We start from the raw sequence: 19,897 nt of genomic DNA on the forward strand, positions 1-19,897 counted from the left end.
GTCACCAAAGTCAATCATAAGGTAATCCCCGTGGGGCGTAATCCTCCTGATCCACAAGGATGCGGAGTCCTGCGCCATCTGTGTCTGGTACTGGTCCATCGGACTCGATCTCCGCCGCGCAGCGGACCTTGCTTCTGGCTTAGACCGTCCCACCTGCGAGGTACCAGATCGCTCCGGCTAGCGAACAGCCCAGCAGCAGCCGGATCATTCCGGCCCGCCAGCCGAACGTCGCAACTATGGCGGCAAGTGTCAGGGCCGCCGCAGGTGGCCGGACGCTCTGCCACACTGGTACGCTTACGGCAATTCCGTAGCCCTGCCACTCGATCACTTGGGCAAACAGCACGTGAAGCGCGAACCACACGGCGAGATTCATGATCACGCCGACCACCGCGGCCGTGATGGCCGAAAGCGCGCCGGTCACAACGCCGTTTCCGCGAAGCGTCTCGATGAATGGGGCTCCGAGGAAGATCCACAGGAAGCACGGCAGGAAGGTCACCCAGGTAGTCAGCACCGCCGCCAGCGTGGCCGCCACCATCGGATCGAGTGCGCCCGGATTCCGGTAGGCTCCCATGAATCCGACAAACTGGACGACCTGGATCAATGGTCCCGGCGTCGTTTCCGCCATCCCCAGTCCGTCGAGCATCTCGCCCGGCCGCAGCCAGCCGTATTGCTCGACGGCTTGCTGCGCGACATAGGCTAAAACCGCATATGCGCCGCCGAAGGTCACCATGGCCATCTTGCTGAAGAAGACGGCGATCTCGCTCAAGATATTGTCCGGACCGAAACAGCCAAGCAGCAGCGCGACCGGGAGAAGCCACAGCACGAGGAACACGCCCGACACCCGCAAGGACCAGGCGAGATTCGGCCGCGCATGCGCTGGCGTTTCCTCGCCAAGGGCCGACTCGCGGTCATCGAATACATGGCCAGAACCGTTGTGCCCGCCGCCGACATGGAACCTGGACGAGCCGACCCGCCCGCCGACCAAGCCGATCAGCCCCGCCGCAAGAATGATCAGCGGAAATGCGACATCGAAGAAAAAGATGGCGACGAAAGCGGCAACGGCGATGCCGACCATGACAGAATTCTTCAAGGCGCGCTGGCCGATCCGGGCCACTGCCTGGAGCACAACAGCAAGTACGGCCGCCTTGAGGCCGAAAAACAGCCCTTCGACAATTCCGACATTGCCAAAGGCGGCGTATACGTAACTGAGCACCAGGATCGACAGGAAGCCGGGCAGGACAAAGAGCGCCCCGGCGACCAGCCCGCCTCTGGTTCTGTGCAACAGCCAACCGATGTAGATTGCCAGTTGCTGCGCTTCGGGTCCCGGCAGCAGCATGCAGTAGTTGAGGGCATGCAGGAACCTTTGCTCGCCAATCCATCGCTTCTCCTCCACCAGGAGCCGGTGCATGACGGCGATCTGCCCAGCGGGGCCGCCGAAGCTGAGCGCAGCCACCCGCACCCAGACCCTGACCGCCTCGCCAAAGGAGATGCCGTGGGTCGCTGCATGTTGCGGGGCCGCCTGTTCGAGCAGCGCAGTCATCTTAGGCTCCCGGCTTGTTCGTCGGCCAGTTGTGGGTTTCGTCGGTGGCATCGCGGCACCATCGATAGAACGCATCATAGAGAGCCATTCCGGCTTCCAGCTGGGCGAGATCATCGGCGTACATGCGCGACAATCCGAGCGACGCCGCGAGCAAGCCGGGGACCTGCGGGGCAAGATCGAGCCGCGCCGTGTCAGCACCGCGGACGATCGTTGCCAGCCGAAGCAGCGGTTCGGTTTCAAGGCCGAATTCCTCGACCATGACGTCGAACGTGCAAAGTTCGCCGCGATGGCTCCAGAACACGCCCTCGATGTCGAAGGGCTCCGCTTCGAAGCGCTGGCCGACGGCCTTGACCTCGGAGGGCACAACATAGAGAAACACGGCGTTTGGATCGACGAAGCGGCGGATCAGCCAGGGGCAGGCGATCCGGTCGATCTTCGGCCGCGCCCTGGTAACCCAGACGGTGCGGCCGTTGGCATCGCGCAGCGGCAGTTTTGTGCAAGGCACCGCAGGCAGGTCGGCTGCGGCCCAAGCCTCGAAGCCGCCGTCGAGGACGTCGGCCGGCACGCCCTCGGAACGGAGCCAAGCCGCGGTGCCGTGGCTGAGCTTCAGGCCTTGCTGGCAAATGACAATGACCGATCGTCCCGCCAGCTCGGCGCGCCAGCTCTGGATATCGGCATGGCTGCGCCGAATCGAGCCGGGGATCAGCCGGGGATCCTGAGCGAAATCATCGTCGTTGCGGACATCGATCAGCGCCGGCGCATTCGGCGTGCCGACGAGACGGACAAGCTTTTCGACCGAGATGGTGGTGGGGGATGGCATGGCGCGTCCTTCCGTGTTCCGGGTTGCTGGACGCGATTCTTGGGCCGGAGCCTCGTGGGGAGACCGCAATCCCCATAGCCGATTCAATCGCTCCGATCGTGGCTCCTGTCAAGCAATCCGGCGTTCAGCCAACGATCTTATGAATGGCAACGGCGATCAGGATAATAGCCGCGGTCGCTTCGATGAATCGTGTCACCCGCACGATGAGGCGGGACAGACTGCAGAGCCCCGCATCAGCTGCCGTCGAAAGAACACCGTGACCAAGGCCGCCGTGCCGAGGGTAAAGGCCCCCCCGCATTATGGTCACAGCGAAGGCGGCGCCGGCTCGGGAACGCCGCGCGCGATGGCGAACGTCATCACGAAAAGGGGTCAGCGGACAAGGGATGAGACCCGTCATGACACCAAAACGCCGCGCCTTTCCGTGCTTCCGTCAAACCGTGAAAGAGTTTAGCCGGCAACTGCGAAGAAGTAGCCATAGGTTGACTGGCAGATTCGACCCGTGAGGGGTCGTTGCCGCCGATGTCTCCGTTCATTGGCTCACGTTCTTGTCCTGGCTGCTGCGAACCAGAACCCACCACAGAGCGTCAGCGATCCGGCGAAGATGGCAGCGAGCACCGCCCCATAGCCGCCGCTCGCCTGCCAGATGATGGCGGCGGCCAACGGCGCGATCGCCTGCATGATGTTCATCGGCGCGACAAGCGCCCCATTCACTGCACCGTAGGCTTCGCGTGTGACCATCTCGGGAACCGCAAGCCCCCGAACAATCGTGATCATGCCATTGGCAGCTCCATAGAATGCCGCGATCGTGGCGATGATTGCGACCCCAGGAGGCGCGTATGCCAATCCGATTACGGCCAGTGGGAAGACGATCACGATCGCCGATCCCAGCTTCCGGACGGGCGCCTCCGAAGCGAAGGCTCGGATCATGAGGCGGCCCGCCACCTGCGCGGGACCGATGACAGCCAGAACCATCACCACCCCTGACGAGTCCAGCCCGCGCTCGAGCAGCAAGGGATAGAAGTGGTAGGTCAGCGACGAGAACGCCGCCGCATAGGATATCCAAGCCAGCATGAGGCCCCAGTAGGCGGGCTTGTGCATCGCCGCTCGGACCGCCGCCCGCCCGGCGAGCGGGGCTGCCTCATCGGGACAGAGGATTCGGGACTGGGCGTCCTTGGCGGGATTGATTGCAAAGAAGTACAGGCCGCCACATATGACGGCGTTCACGGCGGCCATGCCCAGGAGCGCGCCACGCCAGCCTTGCCTCTCGATCAGGAGCTGGATCACGGGAATGAAGACCGTGCTGGCGAAGCCGCCCCACAATGTCAGGGCCGTGATGCCCTTGCGCGCGCCCAGCGGTCCGACCCGGCGTGCGATTACGGCAAAGGCTGGCTCGTAGAGCGTCGCCGCCTGCATGCAGCCGAGGACCGCGAGGATCGCGTAGAAGGCGACAAGACTGGTCACCTGCGACCACGCGGCCAGCAGCAGTCCCGCCGCCACGGACGCTCCGGCCATCAGAACGCGACCGTGGCCGCGGTCGATGGCGGCCCCAACGGGATAGGCGGCGATACCTGCCAGCAACATACCGCAGGTGGCGGCCCCGTAGATTCCGGCCTTCGACCAGCCGAGATCGGTCCGCATCGCCTCGGCGATCAGGGGGAAGCCGTAGAACAGCGTTCCCCACGAGCAAAGCTGTGCCGCTCCGAGGGCACTGATGAACCAGCGGGTGTCCCCGGCATTCGGAACAGCCGTCAAGCGGCGCTCCGGCAGCAGGAGCTGGCGGCAGCCGGGACGACTGGCTTGTCCAAACATCCGCATCCGGCGTAGCCGTTCTCCTTGGCGATCGCATCGTCAGCGCAGCATGCGTCCGCACTTGCAGGGGCCGAGCCGCCGCAGCAAGGCGAGGAAGATGCGGAGACGGGCGCGCTGCACACGCCTGTCTCCGGGAGGACGAGGCGGACTTCCCGGGCGGCCGCGCGGTCGCCCGCGATCTCTGCTACCACGGACCTGACCTGCTCGTAGCCCGTGGCCATCAGGAACGTCGGCGCGCGGCCGGATGACTTCGAGCCGACGATCACGAGCCCGGGTTCCGGATGGCTGAGTTCGTCGATACCGTGCGGAGGAACGGTTCCGCAGGAATGGAAGTTGGGGTCGATCAGGGGCGCGAGTGCTGGCGGTGCCTCGACGGCGGGATCGAGGGCTAGCCGTAATTCCCGGAGGAACGAGAAGTCGGGCCGGAACCCGGTCACCACGACGATGCGGTCGACCTCCTCGGTAACGGGCATGCCGTTCAACGTCGCCTCCACCAGAAGATGTTCGCCCCGACTTGTGACCTGGTGGGCCGTGAACGGGGCAAGCATGCGCAGCCGTCTGGCCTCGATCGCGTCCCTGGCGGCGAGGCCGAGCGCTCCACGTTCGGGGAGCTGGTCGTTCAGCCCTCCGCCGAAGAGCTTCTCGATGCGGTTGCGCCGAAGAGCCCAGAGCACTTCAGTGTCCGGAGCGTTCCCCTGAAGTTCCAGCAGGGCCAGCGCGACGTTGACGGCCGAGTGGCCGCTGCCGACGACGAGGACCCGCTTGCCTGCATAGGACTCGCGCTCCGCTCCAGCCACGTCGGGAATTCCGTAGGCGATCTGGTCCGAAGCCTCGGTTTCGCCCGGCACGGGGAGACCGTCCACGCCCATGGGATTCGGCTTCGACCACGTTCCTGAGGCGTCGATGACAGCCTGGGCGAGCAGGCGGTGCTCTCCCGCAGCATTTCGGTACCGGACGACGAAGGGAGCGTCGGCCCGTCCTTCGTTTGACATCAGGTCATGGCCGAGCCGCGTGATCCCAGTGACCTCAGCGCCGAGCCGCAGATCGGCGGCGATGGCAGGGACGCGGGAGAGCGGCTCCAGGTAATCCCTGACGATCTCCTCGCCAGTCGGCAGGTGACCTCCGGAGGGAGCGGCAATCCCTTCTGCGGCGAGCAGGTCGCGTGCCACCTCGTCGACATTGTAGTCCCAGGGCGAGAAGACGCGGACTTGGCCCCACTCCAGGATGGCCGCGCCGACACGGCCGCCCTTCTCGAAGACGGCAGCGCGCAAGCCTCGCTCCACCAGCCTCGCGGCTGCCGCCAGGCCGACGGGGCCGGCTCCTATGACCGCGACAGGAAGATCGCGTGCAGGGATCGCGTTCATGTCTGTTTCCTCGGCTGGTGAGCAGGTTCGCAGGCAGTCCTGCGGCGGGTTTCAGGCGGGCAGGTTCCGTCCGCGCAGCATTCGTCGGCGAGGAAGCCGATGAGAGACTGCATGGCGGGATAGTGGGCGCGGCAGATCAGCGTCGTCGCCTGCCGCTCCTGTGTGACGAGTCCCGTGTCGACAAGCCTCTTCAGGTGGTGCGAGAGCGTCGACGCGGCAATGCCGAGCTTCCCCTGGACGCCGCCGACAGGCAGGCCTTCACCGCCCGCGCGGACCAGGATTCGGTAGAGCTGCAAGCGAGTCGGATTGCCGATCGCTTCGAGCTGGGATGCTACTATTTCGAGCTTCATGGAAATACACTGCCGCACACAGAAGGCGCGGTCAACTCAATTTCGGTGTTTTTCGAAATAAGCCCTGCTGAAAGATCGCTAACGAACACGCCTGCCATCGCTGTCGATCACGACCTCACCGTCCTCTTTCGTGAAGGGACCGATGTCGGGATTTGGCAGAATGTCGAGCACAGCCTCGGACGGCCGGCAGAGCTTCGTGCCGAGAGGCGTGACGACGATCGGGCGGTTGATCAGGATCGGGTGCGCCACCATGAAATCGATCAATTCGCCGTCGCTCCACCTTTCGTCGCCGAGGCCGAGCTCGACATAGGGCGTTCCCTTCTGGCGCAGGAGGTCGCGCGGTCTCATCCCCATCGAAGAGATCAGACCGACCAGCTTCTCGCGGGATGGCGGCGTCTTCAGATACTCGATCACTTCGGGCTCTTCGCCGGACTGGCGGATCATCGCAAGCGTGTTGCGGGCCGTGCCGCAGTCGGGATTGTGGTAGATGGTGATCGACATTCCTCGCCGCCGGGTCAGGATCAGGATGACTGTCTCACGGCCGCGCCGCGCTCGTACCAGCTCTTGGATCGGTTCACGATCCAGACGACCGACAGCATGACCGGAACCTCGACCAGCACGCCGACGACGGTGGCGAGCGCAGCTCCTGACTGAAGGCCGAAGAGCGAGATGGCAGCCGCCACTGCCAGCTCGAAGAAGTTCGAGGCGCCGATCAGGGCGGATGGTCCGGCGACGCAGTGGCGCTCGCCCGAGATCCGGTTGAGCAGATAGGCCAGGCCCGAGTTGACGTAGACCTGGATCAGTATCGGCACGGCGAGGAGCGCGATCACCGTCGGCTGGGCGATGATCTGCTCGCCCTGGAATGCGAAGAGCAGCACGAGAGTCGCCAGCAACGCGATCAAAGAAAGCGGCTGCGTCCGGACGAGCAGGCTGTCGAGCGAGGCGTGGCCACCTGTAGCGAGTAGCCGCGACCGGAGCACGTGGGCGACGATCACAGGCAGTACGATGTAGAGGAGGACCGACAGGACCAGTGTGTCCCACGGGACGATGATCGCCGACAGGCCGAGCAGCAGCCCGACGATCGGCGCGAAGGCCACCACCATGATGGCGTCGTTGAGCGCAACCTGGGAGAGCGTGAAGTTCGGCTCGCCCTTCGTTAGAGCGGACCAGACGAAGACCATGGCCGTGCATGGGGCGGCCGCCAGGATGATCAGTCCGGCGATGTAGGAGTCGATCTGATCTGCGGGCAGGTACGGTCGGAACAGCCAGCCGACGAAGAGCCAGCCAAGCAGCGCCATCGAGAACGGCTTGATCGCCCAGTTGATGAACAGCGTGACGCTGATGCCGCGCCAGTAGGTCGCCACCCTGGCCAGCGATCCGAAGTCGACCTTCAGCAACATGGGCACGATCATCAGCCAGATCAGGACAGCCACTGGCAGGTTGACCCGCGCCACCTCGGACTTCGCCACCGCGCCGACCAAGCCGGGCATCAGGTAGCCCAGGGCGATGCCGGCCACGATGCAGAGGACGACCCACAGGGTCAGGAACTTCTCGAAAAAGCCGATGGCCGCTGGCGCCCCGCTGGACGCGGCCAATGTCGTATCTGTCATGATGAATCCTTTAGCCGGGCATCGGGCGCGACAGGCTGATTTCGCGCAGTTTGGTCTGGAGCGACATCCTGTCGATCGACGCGAGCGGCAGCGACAGGAAGGCGGAGATGCGGTTGGAAAGCTGCCTGTAGGCTTCCGCGAAGGCCAGGTGCTTCTCCGCGTCCGTTCCTTGAGCGGCAGCAGGGTCAGGGATGCCCCAGTGCGCCGTCATCGGATGGCCGGGCCACAACGGGCACGTTTCATTTGCGGCACTGTCGCAGACGGTGAAGACGAAATCCATCTTTGGCGCCTCCGGCGTCGCGAACTCATCCCAGGATTTCGAACGCGCGAAGGACGTGTCGCGCTTCAGGTTCTTCAGCAGTTCGATGGCGAAAGGATGCACCTCACCCTTCGGCTGCGAGCCAGCCGAGAAGGGACGGAAGCGGCCTTCGCCGTCCTTCTGCAGGATCGCCTCAGCAAGGATCGAGCGGGCGGAGTTCCCGGTGCACAGGAAGAGAACGTTGTAAGTCTGGGTCATGAAGAAGCCTCAGCAGCGGCAGGTGACGGCATCGATGACGGGACGGCAGAGTTCCGGAGCACCGTCGCAGCAGTCCTCCATCAGGAAGGCAAGCAGGTCTCGAAATCCGGTCATGTCTGCGGCATATCGTATGGTACGGCCGTCGCGCTCGGCCTTGATGAGCCCGGCCTGTACCAACACCTTCAAATGCGATGACGTGGTGTTCTGGACGGTGCCCAGCCGCTCACCGATTTCGCCCGCCGGGATGCCTTCGGGACCTGCCATCACGAGCAGCCGGAAGACATCGAGACGGGTTTCCTGACCAAGGGCGGCCAGGGCTGCAAGGGACGATTTTTTATCCATGTATCTGCCTTATTCGATATGTCGACGAGATAACCGACATGCATTGAAGCGTCAAGTCACGGAACATCATCTGTCCGTGCGAGCTGACCTCGATCCATGCGATGGCGATATTCGGCTCGGGATGCGCGAGGCAGCCCGGAAGGGCTCGGGACAAGGCTCTCAGTCGAAAGGCGGCTTGACCTGGCCGAAACCAGACGGGCATCAAACGGCCCCCTTAGGGACTTCGCGGCAAGTCTCCTACGGTACTATAGGTCAAACCAAGAACCGCAATTGCCGGTATCCGTTCTGACCTACGCACCCCTCCTCATAGCAACTTTCCTTGGCTTTACGATTTTGGACGCTGCAGTTAGGAGCTTGCGGAATGTCGGGCACTCAAGATGGCTCGGCGCCTTGCAGTCGGCGACATGTCGAAGAGTATCGCGCAGGACGCGCAGCTTAGCTATCTGTCTTCCTAACTCGTCCGCCTTCGCGCGAAGTTCCTCTCGCGGCAACTCTAACCGGCCGTCATGCCCAAGGATTACGGCAATCTCGGCGAGTGAGAACCCTGCCGTTCTGCCGAGCGCAATCAGGGAAAGCTTTAGCAGCACGTCACCATCATATTGTCGCCGTAATCCATGCCGGCCGAAGGAGTGGATCAGGCCGATTTCCTCGTAATATCGTAACGTGGAAGGCGGTACGCCTGCGCGTGCAGCTACCTCACCAATATCCATCATTTTCATGCTTGACCTCAAGTTGGCTTGAAGTGGCAGTATCTCTTGCGGTGACGATTTCGCAAGGAAAATAAGATGGAAAGCATTTCAAGAACGACCGAAATGGCGGTCTGGCGGGATGGCCGAGCAGTCGCGCTGTTGCTGGCGGCAACCCTCACGGTGATGGCAAACGCAACGATCAGCCCCGCTCTCCCCGGATTGCAACAGCTGTTCGCGAACGACCCCCACTCGGCATTGCTGACGCGGCTCCTGGTCACGGCCCCTTCGTTAAGCATCGCGCTCTTGGCTCCGTTGGTGGGGGTTGCCGTGGACCGGATCGGACGACGCGTTCTGCTACTTGCCGGAATCATACTCTTCGTGATCGCAGGCAGCGCCGGGTTGTATCTTCCTGATTTGCCAACGATCTTCATGAGCCGCATCGTCTTGGGGATTGCCGTTGCGTTGATCATGACTGCGCAGACCGCCCTTGTTGGCGACTACTTCGCTGACGAGGCCCGAAATACCCTGATGGGATTGCAAATCTCGGCTCGAAACTTTGGAGGCTTGACGTTCATCCTTCTGGCGGGTTTGGTCGCGGCAGTATCACCGCGATGGGCTTTCGGTGTGTATGGGCTCGCGCTGCTCGTGCTTCCGATTGCGTGGATGGTGATCGTCGAGCCGCGGCGAGCGCTCTCGGTCCGCCAATCAGGCCCAACCTCCGGATTCGAGGAGCAGCGGAAATGGCGCCTGTCATTTTTGGGTCTAGTCATCCTTCAGTCGCTGACGAACGCATTCTTCTTCATCATTCCGACGCAGTTACCATTCTTCCTCGATTTCCAGGGATATAACAGCGCCGCCATGACGGGAATGACGCTCAGTGTGCTGATGTTCAGCGGTGGTAGCGTGGCGCTGGTCTACGCCCGAGTCCAACGCGTCATGGGCTACGCCGGTGTCTATGCGGCGGGGTATGCTGCCATGGCGTCTGGCTTCCTGGTGCTGGTGATCTCGGGAACGCCGTTGCTCACCTTGGCTGGCGCCGCTTTGATCGGCGCGGGTTATGCGGCGATTTCGCCGACATTTGTCGCGCTGACGCTTGCTCTTGCGCCGTCGAACCACCGGGGACTGGCTGGGGGCGTGCTGACGGCTTCGGTGTTTACAGGCCAATTCATATCGCCGCTGCTCAGCACACCTGTGATTATGAGCACGAGTTATGAGGGGCTGTTCCTGTGCACAGCCGTGCTACTGGCCAGCATGGCAGTGATCGCACTGGGCGCCACACTCCTGCGAGCCCGCCAAATGCGGCCGCTCATATGATGGGCGCCCAGCTATCACTTCAGACTGCTTGAACTTGCGATAAGCCCGCGCGCTGAGCCGATCTAACATGCGCGCGTTCAAAAATGCTTGCTCAGGATCAGACGAAACAGAGCTTACACGAGTTGAATGTCCGCTGGGCGAGATCTGGGACCAGAACCTACCTGGTCGCTTCCGCACCGAAGCTGATGTCCAAACCCTGAAAATGAGATTAGCCGAGTGCAACAACCAAGTGTCCAATCTCGCAAAGAGGTCGCTATAGGACGAGGACGATGTCGCTCCGGTCGGCAAAATCTCGAAGATCAGCCATCTCATCCGCCTCGGCCCAAATGCTCGTGCTCTCGATCACCTGGATATCGCTGTCATCGACGCGGTCCCCGAAAAACAGGAACGATAGGTCGGGATCGCACCGTTTGGATGTCCAGACCAACCCGTCTGCATCCCGGCGGCTCTGGTGTATGGCCAAAGCCCATTGGCTGGTGACGGGGTAGAAGAAGGCTGTCGTATCGATCAGGTCCTGTCGTGTGATATTCCACTTGGCAAGGTCCGGCGCGAACAACGGGACGAGAACGAGTTCCCGCTTTATCCGGACCACGGCATGATTCAATGGCTTTATGCTGTCGGTTCCAACGGTCTTGTCCGGCTGGTCGAAAGGGATGTCATGGAAGATCGTCTCGTGGACGGCGCATTCGAACGAAGTCCCTGCATACTGGGTGGGTATCTTCCCGGTCGGCAGCTCGAGCGGAGCGAAGCGGCTTCGACGGCCCAGACCAGGATTAAATCCGTTTGCGGCGAATTGGCGGTCGTGGACTTGGTGCAGTTGTGCGCCTGAAGCGAGCCTGTACGTATTGGATGCCGGAAAAGGGTGCGGCGGCCGATCTATCATCCAATGATCGGTTCCGCCTCCTCGGCGGCCGCCCCGCCTATGGCTTCCACGTCATCCAAGCATTCCGCTGGTTTCCTGCCATTCAGCCACCCGTTCGGTGAGGTGAACCAGAAAGCCATCTGCCACCCCGACTTCCGCTCACTCAGGTGCTGGAGCACCCGCGCAACTGTCGGATGCGGTTGCCCGTCCTGGAACTGGAACGCTGGGAACCACTCCGCGCCATTGTACCTGATGGAGAAGATTTTCCCGCTGCCCTTCCAGCGAGAGGTGGTCATGCTCTGGTTCTTGGAACCATGGCCTGCGGCTTCGGAGACCTGCTTGCTTGTCAGGCACGGCCATGCTTCTAAGAAACGAGCCCTGGCTCTGGCGTTGCTGTCCAATAGAAGCTGCGTGGCGTCGGTGTCGGGCGGCGAAGGCATGTAGACAGATACCAGGGCGTCGATCTTCTCGTCTGACAGCTGCCTCTGCCGTGCTTCGACTATGGAGGGAACGCGCTCCATGATGTCACGCACCGTCTTCCGAACCAGTGGATTCTCGTGCTTGAGAACTGCAATTACCATATCGGACGAACTCGCCTTTTTCGTCGGCGCCATTGTCTTGGCGATTGCTTTTTGAATGCGCTTTCCGATTGCACCGAGCTTGGCGGGCTTTCCTTTCCCGGCGATGCGTACTCTTCCCGGGGTATTTCTCGCTGTTTTCTCGATCGGCTCCAGTCCGGCCTGCAATGCCAACGCGAACTCGTCTCCGTTAAATACGTACACGCTGCGCTGCTTTTCCATGTTGGTCGCCCGTCCGGGTACTTACGTTAGCATTCTAAATACTAACCTAGTTCACCCCCACCAGAGTTTCAACCCTACTCTTCTGGCGCGAGTGTGATCTGGCGAAGATCAAGTTCGGCACGCTAATCGCTGGTCCAGAAAATCGGATGCGTGCTGTGGTTGCAGACTTCATGCCAACATCATGAGCGTGATACGTGCCTGAGAGCAAGAGTGCATCGGCAGCTTCGAAAACGCACGCAAAGATACTCGAAGTGGGTGGAGTAAGGTCAACTGCGGAACGGCAGCTTACCGCAATGTGCGTGCCCGAGCGGTTGGCTGCTTATGTGGTTTGCGCCCCTGCATCTGATGCGAAGCATTGTGCTCTTTTAGAGGAGCTTGTCGGGCGTGACGGGCAGCTCTCGGATGCGCTTGCCGGTAGCGTGGAAAATCGCGTTCGTGACCGCAGGGGCGACGCCGACCATCGCGATTTCGCCCAGTCCCTTCACGCCGAGCGGGTTCACGTGCGGATCATTTTCTTCGACGAAGATCACATCCATGACCGGGGGCGCATCGGCATGAACCGGGACCGCGTATTCGGCGAGGTTAGCGTTCATGACGCGCCCGTTGCGCGGGTCAACGACGGAATGCTCCATGAGCGCCATGCCGACGCCGCCAATCATGCCGCCGATGCATTGGCTGCGGGCCGTCTTAGGGTTGACGATGCGGCCAGCCCCATAGGCGCCGACAATGCGTCGCACGCGCGTCTCGCCAAGATCCGGATCGACCGCGACTTCCGTGAACACGGCGCCAAAGGAGTGCATGGAAAATCGCTGGCTCGCATCGCCTGGTGTCGAGTCTGCCGTCGCCTCAATCAGTTGGCCGATACGGCTCATCGCCTCCGCAAGGTCATTTGCTCCGCCGCGGGCAAGCGCATCCTCCCTCGCCTTGCGGCAGGCTTCCTGTACGGCGCTGCCGACGCTCGCCATGGTCATTGAGCCACCATGCGGGGGCGTTTTCGGCAGCCGACTATCGCCGAGGCTGAACTTCACCCGCTCGAGAGGTAAGCCGAGTGCCTCGGCTGCCACCTGGGTCATCGATGTCCAGGTGCCCGGGCCCATGTCGCTGGCCGCGCTCGCCACCTCGGCGGTGCCATCCGGCAACAGGCGCGCCATAGCGGAAGCGGGCGCAAAATTCATCGGGTAGGTCGCGCTCGCCATACCCCAGCCGATCAGCAGCCGGCCATCCCGCATGGACCGCGGTTCGGGGTTGCGCCCGCTCCAGCCGAAGCGCTCGGCGGCAAGTCGATAGCATTCTCGGGTTGAGCGGCTCGAGAAAGGCAGCTTTTTGAACTCATCAAGCTCCGGCTCATTTCGCAGCCGGAGTTCGATCGGATCGCTGTTTAACGCCACGGCAAGCTCGTCCATGGCGGCTTCGAGCGCAAAGACGCCGCTCGCCTCACCTGGAGCGCGCATATAGGTCGGCGTGTGCACGTTCATGGGCGCGATACGATGGCGCGTGTAGACGTTCGGACAGGCATGGAGAAACTGGCTTGCACTCAGGAGCGCCTCCGAGAATTCCTCGTAGGTGGACGTCTCCTCATGTCCATCGTGCAAGATGGCGGTGAGGCGCCCATCGCGCGAGGCGCCGAGCGCGATGCGCTGGACCGTGTGCGGGCGATAGCCGACGCCGTAATACATTTCGCGTCGGGACAGCACCAGCTTCACCGGGCGTCCAGCTACGCGTGCGCCGAGTGCCGCCAGCGTCACATGCGGCCAGGTGCGCAACGCCGCGCCGAAAGCGCCGCCGACAAATGGCGAGACGACGTGGATGTTCTCAGCCGGAATGCCGAACACGGCCGCGATCTCGTCAGCCACGCCATGCACGTACTGCGACTTGTCCCACAGCGTCAAGCGGTCGCCCTCCCAAGCGGCAATGGTGGCGTGCATCTCGATCGGATTGTGGTTTTCCCGCGGGATTACATAGGTCTGATCGACTCTGACCTCGGCCGCCTCGAGGGCGCGATCGGGGTCGCCACGCCGCGTCTCCGGTGGCTGTGTGGAGCCTTGGTCGGTCTTTTGCTGCGTCGGCAGCACCGGCTCGACCCGGGCAATATCGGTGGTTCCGGCTTCGGGTGCATAGGTGACCCGAACCAGCATCGCTGCGTGGGCGGCCTGCTCGAAAGTTTCGGCGACGACGAGGCCGATTGGCTGGCCTTGGTGGTTCACCCGGTCGTCCTGAAGCACGTGCAGACGCTCACCGACCACCGGGTCTGTAAATCCCTTGTGCGAAGCGTAGGCCAGCTTGGGCGCATTGCGAGGGGTGAGAACGGCGATGACGCCCGGCGCTTGCTCTGCTTCCGCTGTTTCAATCGTGGTGATATGGCCGGCCGAGACCGTGCTGCGCACGACCGCCGCGTAGGCCTGGTTTGGTTGGTCGAACTCGGCGGCGTAGGTCGCCTGGCCCGTGACCTTCTGTCGCCCGTCGACGCGGCTAATGGACTTCCCGATGAGGGCGGTGGTCATGCGCGTGCTCCCGCGGTTTCGACAGCGCGAACGATGGCGCGCTGCATCAGTTCGATCTTGAAATCGTTGTGGCCACGTCCCTGTGCACCGGCGGCGGCGAGCGCCGCGGCCTTCTGGAGCGGCGCGAGGTCGAGGCTGGCACCACCCAGCGCAGCCTCGACCTGCGGAACGCGCCACGGCTTCGTGCCGACTCCACCAAGCGCGATGTGCGCTTGTTGGATGCGGGTCCCATCCATCTCGAGCGCCACCGCGGCGGACACGACCGCGAACTCGAAGGAGGCACGGTCGCGCACCTTGAGATAGTGCGAGCGCCGCGCTACCGGGCTGGCCGGCACCACGATGGCGGCGATTACCTCACCCGGCTCGAGCACCGTTTCGATGTGCGGTGTGTCTGCGGGCAGGCGGTGGAGGTCGACGAGCGGAACGGCCCGCTCCCCATCTGCGCCTTTCACCTCAACCACCGCATCGAGCGCAACAAGCGCCACCGCGAGGTCCGATGGATGGGCGGCAATACAATTCTCGCTCGTGCCAAACACCGCATGCCAACGGTTTTCGCCACCGATCGCGGCGCAGCCGGAGCCTGGAGCCCGCTTGTTGCAAGCTTCATACCCGACGTCGCGAAAATACGGACACCGCGTGCGCTGCAAGAGGTTGCCGCCAATCGTCGCTTGATTGCGCACCTGGGGGCTTGCCGACTCAAGGAGCGCCTCGGAGATGACGGGGAACTGTTCGATCACGCCAGGGTGCGCCGCCACCTCGGCCATCGTGGCTGCGGCGCCAAGCCTCAAGCCCTGCGGGCCGACTTCTATTCGGTTATCCAGAAGACCGGCAAGGCTGACCAGCCGCTCGGGCCGGCGGACATACTCCTGCAGAAGCTGCACCATATCTGTGCCGCCGGCGATATATTCGACAGGCGCGTCGTTACGCCCAGCTTGGGCGCGCAAAGCGATCGCGGCTTCGAGATCGCGCGGACGCTCAAGGAAAAAGGGGTGCATGGGTCAACCTCCTCCGACCGAGCTGGACACTGTAGCGGCATCCAGGATAGCCGCGACGATGTGGTCGTAGGCGCCGCACCGGCACAGATTGCCGCTCATCCATTTGCGGATCTCTTGCGGCGAGCCGACATGGCCTTCGCCGATGCAAGCCACGCCAGCCATGATCTGCCCAGGCGTGCAATAGCCGCATTGGAAAGCATCGCGCTCGATGAAGGCGACTTGCAGTGGGTGCAGTTCCTCCCCCTGGGCTAAACCCTCGATGGTCGTGATCTCACGTCCCTCCACCAGGGCAGCGAGCGACAGGCACGATTTCACGCGCTTGCCGTCCATCAGCACTGTGCACGCGCCGCACTGTCCCAGGCCGCAGCCCTTCTTCGAGCCCGTGAGCTGCAGGTGCTCGCGAAGCGCGTCGAGCAGCGTCGTGCGGGGGTCGAAGGTCAGCCTTTGCTCGGTTCCGTTAATGCGCAGCACGAGATCGAGCGGAGCCGGTGCCGGCACCGTATCTTGCGCCGCCGCCGGCGACGTAAATTCAGGCATAAGGTTTGCTCCCGCAAGAGCGACGCCAGTCACCGCTGTGCCTGCCAAAAGCTCTCGCCTCGTCAAATCATAACTGGTCATGTCTTTGTCCCTTGATTTCGCTAGAGCGGGTTTCACCGGCCACTCATTCGAACCGGGAGCATCGATGGAGTGGCAGGTCGTTGCTCTTGCAGGCGGGACCGGCCATCGGGTCCCAACAATGGTTGCGGGCCGATGTTCCCGGCTGCAGCCAATTTTTTTCGGGTGAAATCCGGATTTGGCATCGCCTGGCTATGAGCGGGCGATTCAGGTATCGGCGCTGTGTCCGTCGCTGTCTTCCTCAGGCACCAGATCGCGATCGGCTGCCGCCGCCCACGTACCCTTCGAGTCTGGTCGGGCCGCAGGCGTTCGATGATGGTAGTCGGCTCATGGCCGCGCGATTGTACGGCTCGGGCCAAGTCGTCGCTTACCATCAGCCTTGCGCTAGTATGGCGGTCGGGCGCTCGAGCCGGCTGCCGCACATGAACTCGGACGCGATCAGAACCGCTACGCACAGCGCCATCGACAGCACCGCGCCCGACGCGGCGCAGTCATCTAAAAGGCGATGTCGTAGGTGGTTTCCATGGCAGGCATCCCTCCGGGGCGGCAGGCGGTCCGTTCACACCGCCAGTACACGCTCGCTCAGGAAATAGCCTCCTCACGTCAATCGCGTTGGAGGGACCAATCCACTGCACTTATCGATCCAGGCCACAAATAGCGATGGAACGATCTTTTTCAAAAGGTCGCGAGAAAGATTATCGGCCCTTTGCGGGGAGCCGAAAACGCGAGGCTCATTGTGGACTCTTGCTTCGTCCACATCACGCAAAGCGCACGGCAACCGCGTAATGCAGGAATGAGCTCAATCAAGTCGCCGCGACGACGCGAGGGTTGTGGGTGCCTGGAAACCCGCGTGCGGCAGGATCTCACGCGATCCAGGAATTTCGATGGTGGTTGTCAGCTTCAGATAACTTCACCGGTTTGCGTGGTTCTTGCACAGATGTTCTCGGGATCAGGAACCCAACGAGCATTGCGGCATTGTGAGAGACTACTCTCAAAGCCTCTCCTCAAGGAAAACAGCATGGCCAAGAATTCGGGACGATTGTCGGACAAGCTCGCGACAATTCATGATCAGAGGCTCGAGCGCGGGCAGGGTGGGGAGCTGCATCAGATAGCGGAAGGTGATACTCCCATCCTTACGACCGCCCAGGGTGGCCCGGTCTCCGACGACCAGAACTCGCTGAAAATCGGTGCGCGCGGTCCCACCGTCCTGGAAGACTTTCATTTCCGCGAGAAGATTTTTCATTTCGACCATGAGCGCATTCCCGAACGCGTGGTTCACGCACGCGGCTACGGTGCCCACGGTTTTTTCGAGACATATGAATCTTTAGCCGCTTACACGCGGGCGGACATCTTTCAACGGCCTGGCGAGAAAACTCCGGCCTTTGTCCGCTTTTCAACCGTCGCCGGCTCGAAAGGTTCTTTTGACCTGGCTCGCGATGTTCGCGGCTTCGCGGTGAAGCTCTATACCAAGGAAGGCAACTGGGACATCGTCGGCAACAACATCCCGGTCTTCTTCATCCAGGATGCGATCAAGTTTCCCGACATGGTGCACGCGGTGAAGGAGGAGCCGGATCGGGCCTTCCCGCAGGCGCAATCCGCGCATGACAATTTCTGGGACTTCATCTCGCTCACGCCGGAATCGATGCACATGATCATGTGGATCATGTCGGACCGAGCCATTCCGCGCTCGTTCCGATTCATGCAGGGCTTCGGCGTTCATACGTTCCGGCTGGTCAATGCAAAAAGCGAATCCACCTTCGTCAAGTTCATCTGGAAACCGAAACTTGGCATGCAGTCGGTGGTATGGAACGAGGCGGTCAAGATCAATGGCGCCGATCCGGATTTTCACCGTCGTGACCTGTGGGATGCGATTCAATCTGGAGACTTCCCCGAGTGGGAATTGAACCTTCAGCTGTTCGACCAGGAGTTCGCCGACAGCTTCGACTTCGACGTGCTCGATCCAACCAAGATCATCCCGGAAGAGGTCGTTGAGCCCATACCTGTTGGGCGTCTGGTCCTCGACCGCATGCCCGACAATTTCTTCGCCGAGACCGAGCAGGTCGCGTTCATGACGCAGAACGTACCGCCCGGCATCGACTTTTCCAACGATCCGTTGCTCCAAGGCCGCAACTTCTCCTATCTCGATACGCAGTTGAAGCGGCTGGGCAGTCCGAACTTCACCCACATTCCGATTAACGCGCCTAAATGTCCGTTCCACCATTTCCAGCAGGACGGGCACATGGCGATGCGCAATCCGGTTGGCCGGGCAAACTATCAGCCGAACTCGTGGGGTGAGGGACCACGGGAAAGCCCGCAAAAAGGTTTTCCGACATTCGCCAATCCCGAGGAAGGCCACAAGGCGCGGCTGCGCCCGGAAAGCTTTGCCGATCACTACAGTCAGGCGCGGCAGTTCTTCATCAGCCAAACCGCGACCGAGCAGCGGCACATCGTCATGGCGCTGACCTTCGAACTCAGCAAATGCGAGAACCCTGTCATTCGCGAGCGAATGGTTTCGCATCTGCTCAACATTGATGAAACGCTCGGTAGTGCGGTGGCCGACAAGCTGGGCATCACCAAACTACCCAAGCCGGCCGAGGCGGCTGTGCCGCCGCGCGATGATCTTGCCGCCTCCCCCGCTTTAAGCATCATTGAAAACGGGCCCGAGAGTTTCGCGGGGAGAAAGGTGGGCGTACTCGTGAGCCCTGGCGCCGATGCCGCTTTGCTGAAGAAGCTCCGATCGGCGATTGAGAAGGAAGGTGCGGTGATGGAGGTCATCGCACCGAAAGTCCGTGGAGTCGAGGCAGCAGACGGCAGTTGGATCGAGGCCAAGCACATGATCGACGGCGGACCCTCGGTTTTGTTCGACGCCGTGGCGCTGATCCTCTCTGAAGAAGGCGCGGAGCGCCTGACGGGTGAGGCCGCCGCGCGAGACTTCGTCGCCGACGCCTTTGCTCATTGCAAGTTCATCGGCTTCTGCGCCGGCGCCATCCCGGTGCTGCAAAAGGCCGGCATCGACCCGGACGCCGACGAAGGTCTCATCAGTCTCGATGATCCGCAGATGATTGCCACATTTATCGAGTCCTGCCGCAGGCTTCGTCTTTGGAGCCGGGAGATGGCGGTCAAACTGTAACCGGTTCTGACCGACTGAAGGAGTTTTTGATGCAGATCGTTCGAACCGAGGTCGCACGGGCGACTGGCCCAACCGGTGAGCCGATCCTGCGGGTTCTCTTTTGCGGCGAAGGCGGTGACTGCGTCACTGTCGATATGGCAAGGATCGAAGCGGGAAACGACCAGACGGCGCTCGAACGGGCACGGGCAGTTCTGGTCCAGACCGCCACTTTCGGTCTAGCAGCCAACGATTACGACGCTAGGAGCAACGGTAATTTCGACGAAATCGCCGTCACCGCGGCCAATGACGAGAACGGCGGGGTTTACATCTTTGAATATCGTGACGGCGAGAGCAGCCGGCAGGTGCCGCCGTCCTGGATGCCGAGCTATGAAGCAGCGTGCGAGGAGGCGGTCCGCTGCGCGATCGAACTCCTGACGGATCGGCAGCCCGGTACAGACGATCTTTCAGCCTGGCTGGTGCGCGTGCGCGACGAGAACGGCAAACTACTCTGTGCCATCGACGTGCAACAGGCGGAGGTGGCTCGCCAAATCGGACAATGATCCGTCTCGCTGGTTCGAACCACACCGACAGTTCTGCTGATTGGACTGTGCGGGTCAGGGTCGAAGGCATGACGAGTGTCTCCTTCGAGTCCACTACGGC

Annotated in this window: 18 protein-coding genes; 3 read left to right on the forward strand and 15 right to left on the reverse strand. The window is 62.2% G+C overall.

Features of this window, described 5'->3' with window-relative positions:
* Window positions 1–139 precede the first annotated feature (139 nt).
* From chrA to ACLKMW_RS14540, 10 genes are all read right to left on the reverse strand, one after another.
* Complete coding sequence (chrA, locus tag ACLKMW_RS14495) at window positions 140–1,540, reverse strand: chromate efflux transporter (protein WP_415725161.1); 1,401 nt, start codon at window positions 1,538–1,540, stop codon at window positions 140–142.
* Between the two features lies 1 nt (window position 1,541).
* On the reverse strand, window positions 1,542–2,360 hold the full coding sequence (locus ACLKMW_RS14500; RefSeq protein ID WP_415725162.1) for a chromate resistance protein ChrB domain-containing protein: 819 nt from the start codon (window positions 2,358–2,360) through the stop codon (window positions 1,542–1,544).
* A gap of 537 nt (window positions 2,361–2,897) precedes the next feature.
* Window positions 2,898–4,112, reverse strand: coding sequence for an MFS transporter (locus ACLKMW_RS14505; protein ID WP_415725163.1), 1,215 nt, complete (start codon window positions 4,110–4,112; stop codon window positions 2,898–2,900).
* Entirely contained in the window at window positions 4,109–5,533 is a 1,425-nt protein-coding gene (locus ACLKMW_RS14510; protein WP_415725164.1) for an NAD(P)-binding domain-containing protein, read from the reverse strand. The genes ACLKMW_RS14505 and ACLKMW_RS14510 overlap by 4 nt, the downstream gene beginning before the upstream one ends.
* Window positions 5,530–5,883 (reverse strand): ArsR/SmtB family transcription factor, encoded by a 354-nt coding sequence (locus tag ACLKMW_RS14515; protein ID WP_415725165.1) that lies wholly within the window; start codon window positions 5,881–5,883, stop codon window positions 5,530–5,532. Before ACLKMW_RS14515 ends, ACLKMW_RS14510 begins: the two co-directional genes overlap by 4 nt.
* A gap of 78 nt (window positions 5,884–5,961) precedes the next feature.
* Entirely contained in the window at window positions 5,962–6,384 is a 423-nt protein-coding gene (gene arsC / locus ACLKMW_RS14520; RefSeq protein ID WP_415725166.1) for an arsenate reductase (glutaredoxin), read from the reverse strand.
* A gap of 20 nt (window positions 6,385–6,404) precedes the next feature.
* Window positions 6,405–7,493 (reverse strand): ACR3 family arsenite efflux transporter, encoded by a 1,089-nt coding sequence (arsB, locus tag ACLKMW_RS14525; protein WP_415725167.1) that lies wholly within the window; start codon window positions 7,491–7,493, stop codon window positions 6,405–6,407.
* A 10-nt stretch (window positions 7,494–7,503) separates the two neighbouring features.
* The gene (locus ACLKMW_RS14530) at window positions 7,504–8,010 is read right to left on the reverse strand and encodes an arsenate reductase ArsC (protein ID WP_415725168.1); all 507 of its coding nucleotides are present in this window, start codon (window positions 8,008–8,010) and stop codon (window positions 7,504–7,506) included.
* A gap of 9 nt (window positions 8,011–8,019) precedes the next feature.
* On the reverse strand, window positions 8,020–8,352 hold the full coding sequence (locus tag ACLKMW_RS14535) for an ArsR/SmtB family transcription factor (RefSeq protein ID WP_415725169.1): 333 nt from the start codon (window positions 8,350–8,352) through the stop codon (window positions 8,020–8,022).
* Between the two features lie 290 nt (window positions 8,353–8,642).
* Window positions 8,643–9,071, reverse strand: a complete 429-nt coding sequence (locus tag ACLKMW_RS14540) for a helix-turn-helix domain-containing protein (RefSeq protein ID WP_415725170.1) — start codon at window positions 9,069–9,071, stop codon at window positions 8,643–8,645.
* A 66-nt stretch (window positions 9,072–9,137) separates the two neighbouring features.
* Here ACLKMW_RS14540 and ACLKMW_RS14545 point away from each other — a divergent pair, with 66 nt between their 5' ends.
* Window positions 9,138–10,355, forward strand: a complete 1,218-nt coding sequence (locus ACLKMW_RS14545) for an MFS transporter (protein WP_415725171.1) — start codon at window positions 9,138–9,140, stop codon at window positions 10,353–10,355.
* A 253-nt stretch (window positions 10,356–10,608) separates the two neighbouring features.
* Here ACLKMW_RS14545 and ACLKMW_RS14550 read toward each other — a convergent pair whose 3' ends face one another.
* From ACLKMW_RS14550 to ACLKMW_RS14570, 5 genes are all read right to left on the reverse strand, one after another.
* Window positions 10,609–11,238 carry an RES family NAD+ phosphorylase gene (locus ACLKMW_RS14550; protein WP_415725172.1) on the reverse strand — a complete coding sequence of 210 codons (630 nt, stop codon included), beginning with the start codon at window positions 11,236–11,238 and terminating at the stop codon, window positions 10,609–10,611.
* Window positions 11,235–12,017, reverse strand: a complete 783-nt coding sequence (locus tag ACLKMW_RS14555; RefSeq protein ID WP_415725173.1) for a hypothetical protein — start codon at window positions 12,015–12,017, stop codon at window positions 11,235–11,237. Before ACLKMW_RS14555 ends, ACLKMW_RS14550 begins: the two co-directional genes overlap by 4 nt.
* A gap of 365 nt (window positions 12,018–12,382) precedes the next feature.
* Window positions 12,383–14,518 (reverse strand): xanthine dehydrogenase family protein molybdopterin-binding subunit, encoded by a 2,136-nt coding sequence (locus ACLKMW_RS14560; protein WP_415725174.1) that lies wholly within the window; start codon window positions 14,516–14,518, stop codon window positions 12,383–12,385.
* Window positions 14,515–15,513, reverse strand: coding sequence for an FAD binding domain-containing protein (locus tag ACLKMW_RS14565; RefSeq protein WP_415725175.1), 999 nt, complete (start codon window positions 15,511–15,513; stop codon window positions 14,515–14,517). The genes ACLKMW_RS14560 and ACLKMW_RS14565 overlap by 4 nt, the downstream gene beginning before the upstream one ends.
* A 3-nt stretch (window positions 15,514–15,516) precedes the next feature.
* The gene (locus ACLKMW_RS14570) at window positions 15,517–16,131 is read right to left on the reverse strand and encodes a (2Fe-2S)-binding protein (protein ID WP_415725176.1); all 615 of its coding nucleotides are present in this window, start codon (window positions 16,129–16,131) and stop codon (window positions 15,517–15,519) included.
* A gap of 1,015 nt (window positions 16,132–17,146) precedes the next feature.
* Here ACLKMW_RS14570 and katE point away from each other — a divergent pair.
* A complete protein-coding gene (katE, locus tag ACLKMW_RS14575; RefSeq protein WP_415725177.1) occupies window positions 17,147–19,258 on the forward strand; it encodes a catalase in 2,112 nt (703 codons plus the stop codon).
* A 29-nt stretch (window positions 19,259–19,287) separates the two neighbouring features.
* On the forward strand, window positions 19,288–19,797 hold the full coding sequence (locus ACLKMW_RS14580) for a DUF6894 family protein (RefSeq protein WP_415725178.1): 510 nt from the start codon (window positions 19,288–19,290) through the stop codon (window positions 19,795–19,797).
* Window positions 19,798–19,897 lie beyond the last annotated feature (100 nt).

It is taken from the genome of Borborobacter xinjiangensis (genome assembly GCF_047739745.1).
Lineage (GTDB): Bacteria > Pseudomonadota > Alphaproteobacteria > Rhizobiales > Rhizobiaceae > Pseudaminobacter.

Excerpts from the sequence above, each read along its gene's own strand:
- arsC (WP_415725166.1), bottom strand. The coding sequence starts at position 6,384 with ATGTCGATCACCATCTACCACAATCCCGACTGCGGCACGGCCCGCAAC.
- ACLKMW_RS14510 (WP_415725164.1), bottom strand. The coding sequence starts at position 5,533 with ATGAACGCGATCCCTGCACGCGATCTTCCTGTCGCGGTCATAGGAGCC.
- ACLKMW_RS14565 (WP_415725175.1), bottom strand. The coding sequence starts at position 15,513 with ATGCACCCCTTTTTCCTTGAGCGTCCGCGCGATCTCGAAGCCGCGATC.
- chrA (WP_415725161.1), bottom strand. The coding sequence starts at position 1,540 with ATGACTGCGCTGCTCGAACAGGCGGCCCCGCAACATGCAGCGACCCAC.
- ACLKMW_RS14500 (WP_415725162.1), bottom strand. The coding sequence starts at position 2,360 with ATGCCATCCCCCACCACCATCTCGGTCGAAAAGCTTGTCCGTCTCGTC.
- ACLKMW_RS14545 (WP_415725171.1), top strand. The coding sequence starts at position 9,138 with ATGGAAAGCATTTCAAGAACGACCGAAATGGCGGTCTGGCGGGATGGC.
- ACLKMW_RS14555 (WP_415725173.1), bottom strand. The coding sequence starts at position 12,017 with ATGGAAAAGCAGCGCAGCGTGTACGTATTTAACGGAGACGAGTTCGCG.
- ACLKMW_RS14540 (WP_415725170.1), bottom strand. The coding sequence starts at position 9,071 with ATGAAAATGATGGATATTGGTGAGGTAGCTGCACGCGCAGGCGTACCG.
- ACLKMW_RS14515 (WP_415725165.1), bottom strand. The coding sequence starts at position 5,883 with ATGAAGCTCGAAATAGTAGCATCCCAGCTCGAAGCGATCGGCAATCCG.
- ACLKMW_RS14535 (WP_415725169.1), bottom strand. The coding sequence starts at position 8,352 with ATGGATAAAAAATCGTCCCTTGCAGCCCTGGCCGCCCTTGGTCAGGAA.
- katE (WP_415725177.1), top strand. The coding sequence starts at position 17,147 with ATGGCCAAGAATTCGGGACGATTGTCGGACAAGCTCGCGACAATTCAT.
- ACLKMW_RS14580 (WP_415725178.1), top strand. The coding sequence starts at position 19,288 with ATGCAGATCGTTCGAACCGAGGTCGCACGGGCGACTGGCCCAACCGGT.
- ACLKMW_RS14570 (WP_415725176.1), bottom strand. The coding sequence starts at position 16,131 with ATGACCAGTTATGATTTGACGAGGCGAGAGCTTTTGGCAGGCACAGCG.
- ACLKMW_RS14550 (WP_415725172.1), bottom strand. The coding sequence starts at position 11,238 with ATGATAGATCGGCCGCCGCACCCTTTTCCGGCATCCAATACGTACAGG.
- arsB (WP_415725167.1), bottom strand. The coding sequence starts at position 7,493 with ATGACAGATACGACATTGGCCGCGTCCAGCGGGGCGCCAGCGGCCATC.
- ACLKMW_RS14530 (WP_415725168.1), bottom strand. The coding sequence starts at position 8,010 with ATGACCCAGACTTACAACGTTCTCTTCCTGTGCACCGGGAACTCCGCC.
- ACLKMW_RS14560 (WP_415725174.1), bottom strand. The coding sequence starts at position 14,518 with ATGACCACCGCCCTCATCGGGAAGTCCATTAGCCGCGTCGACGGGCGA.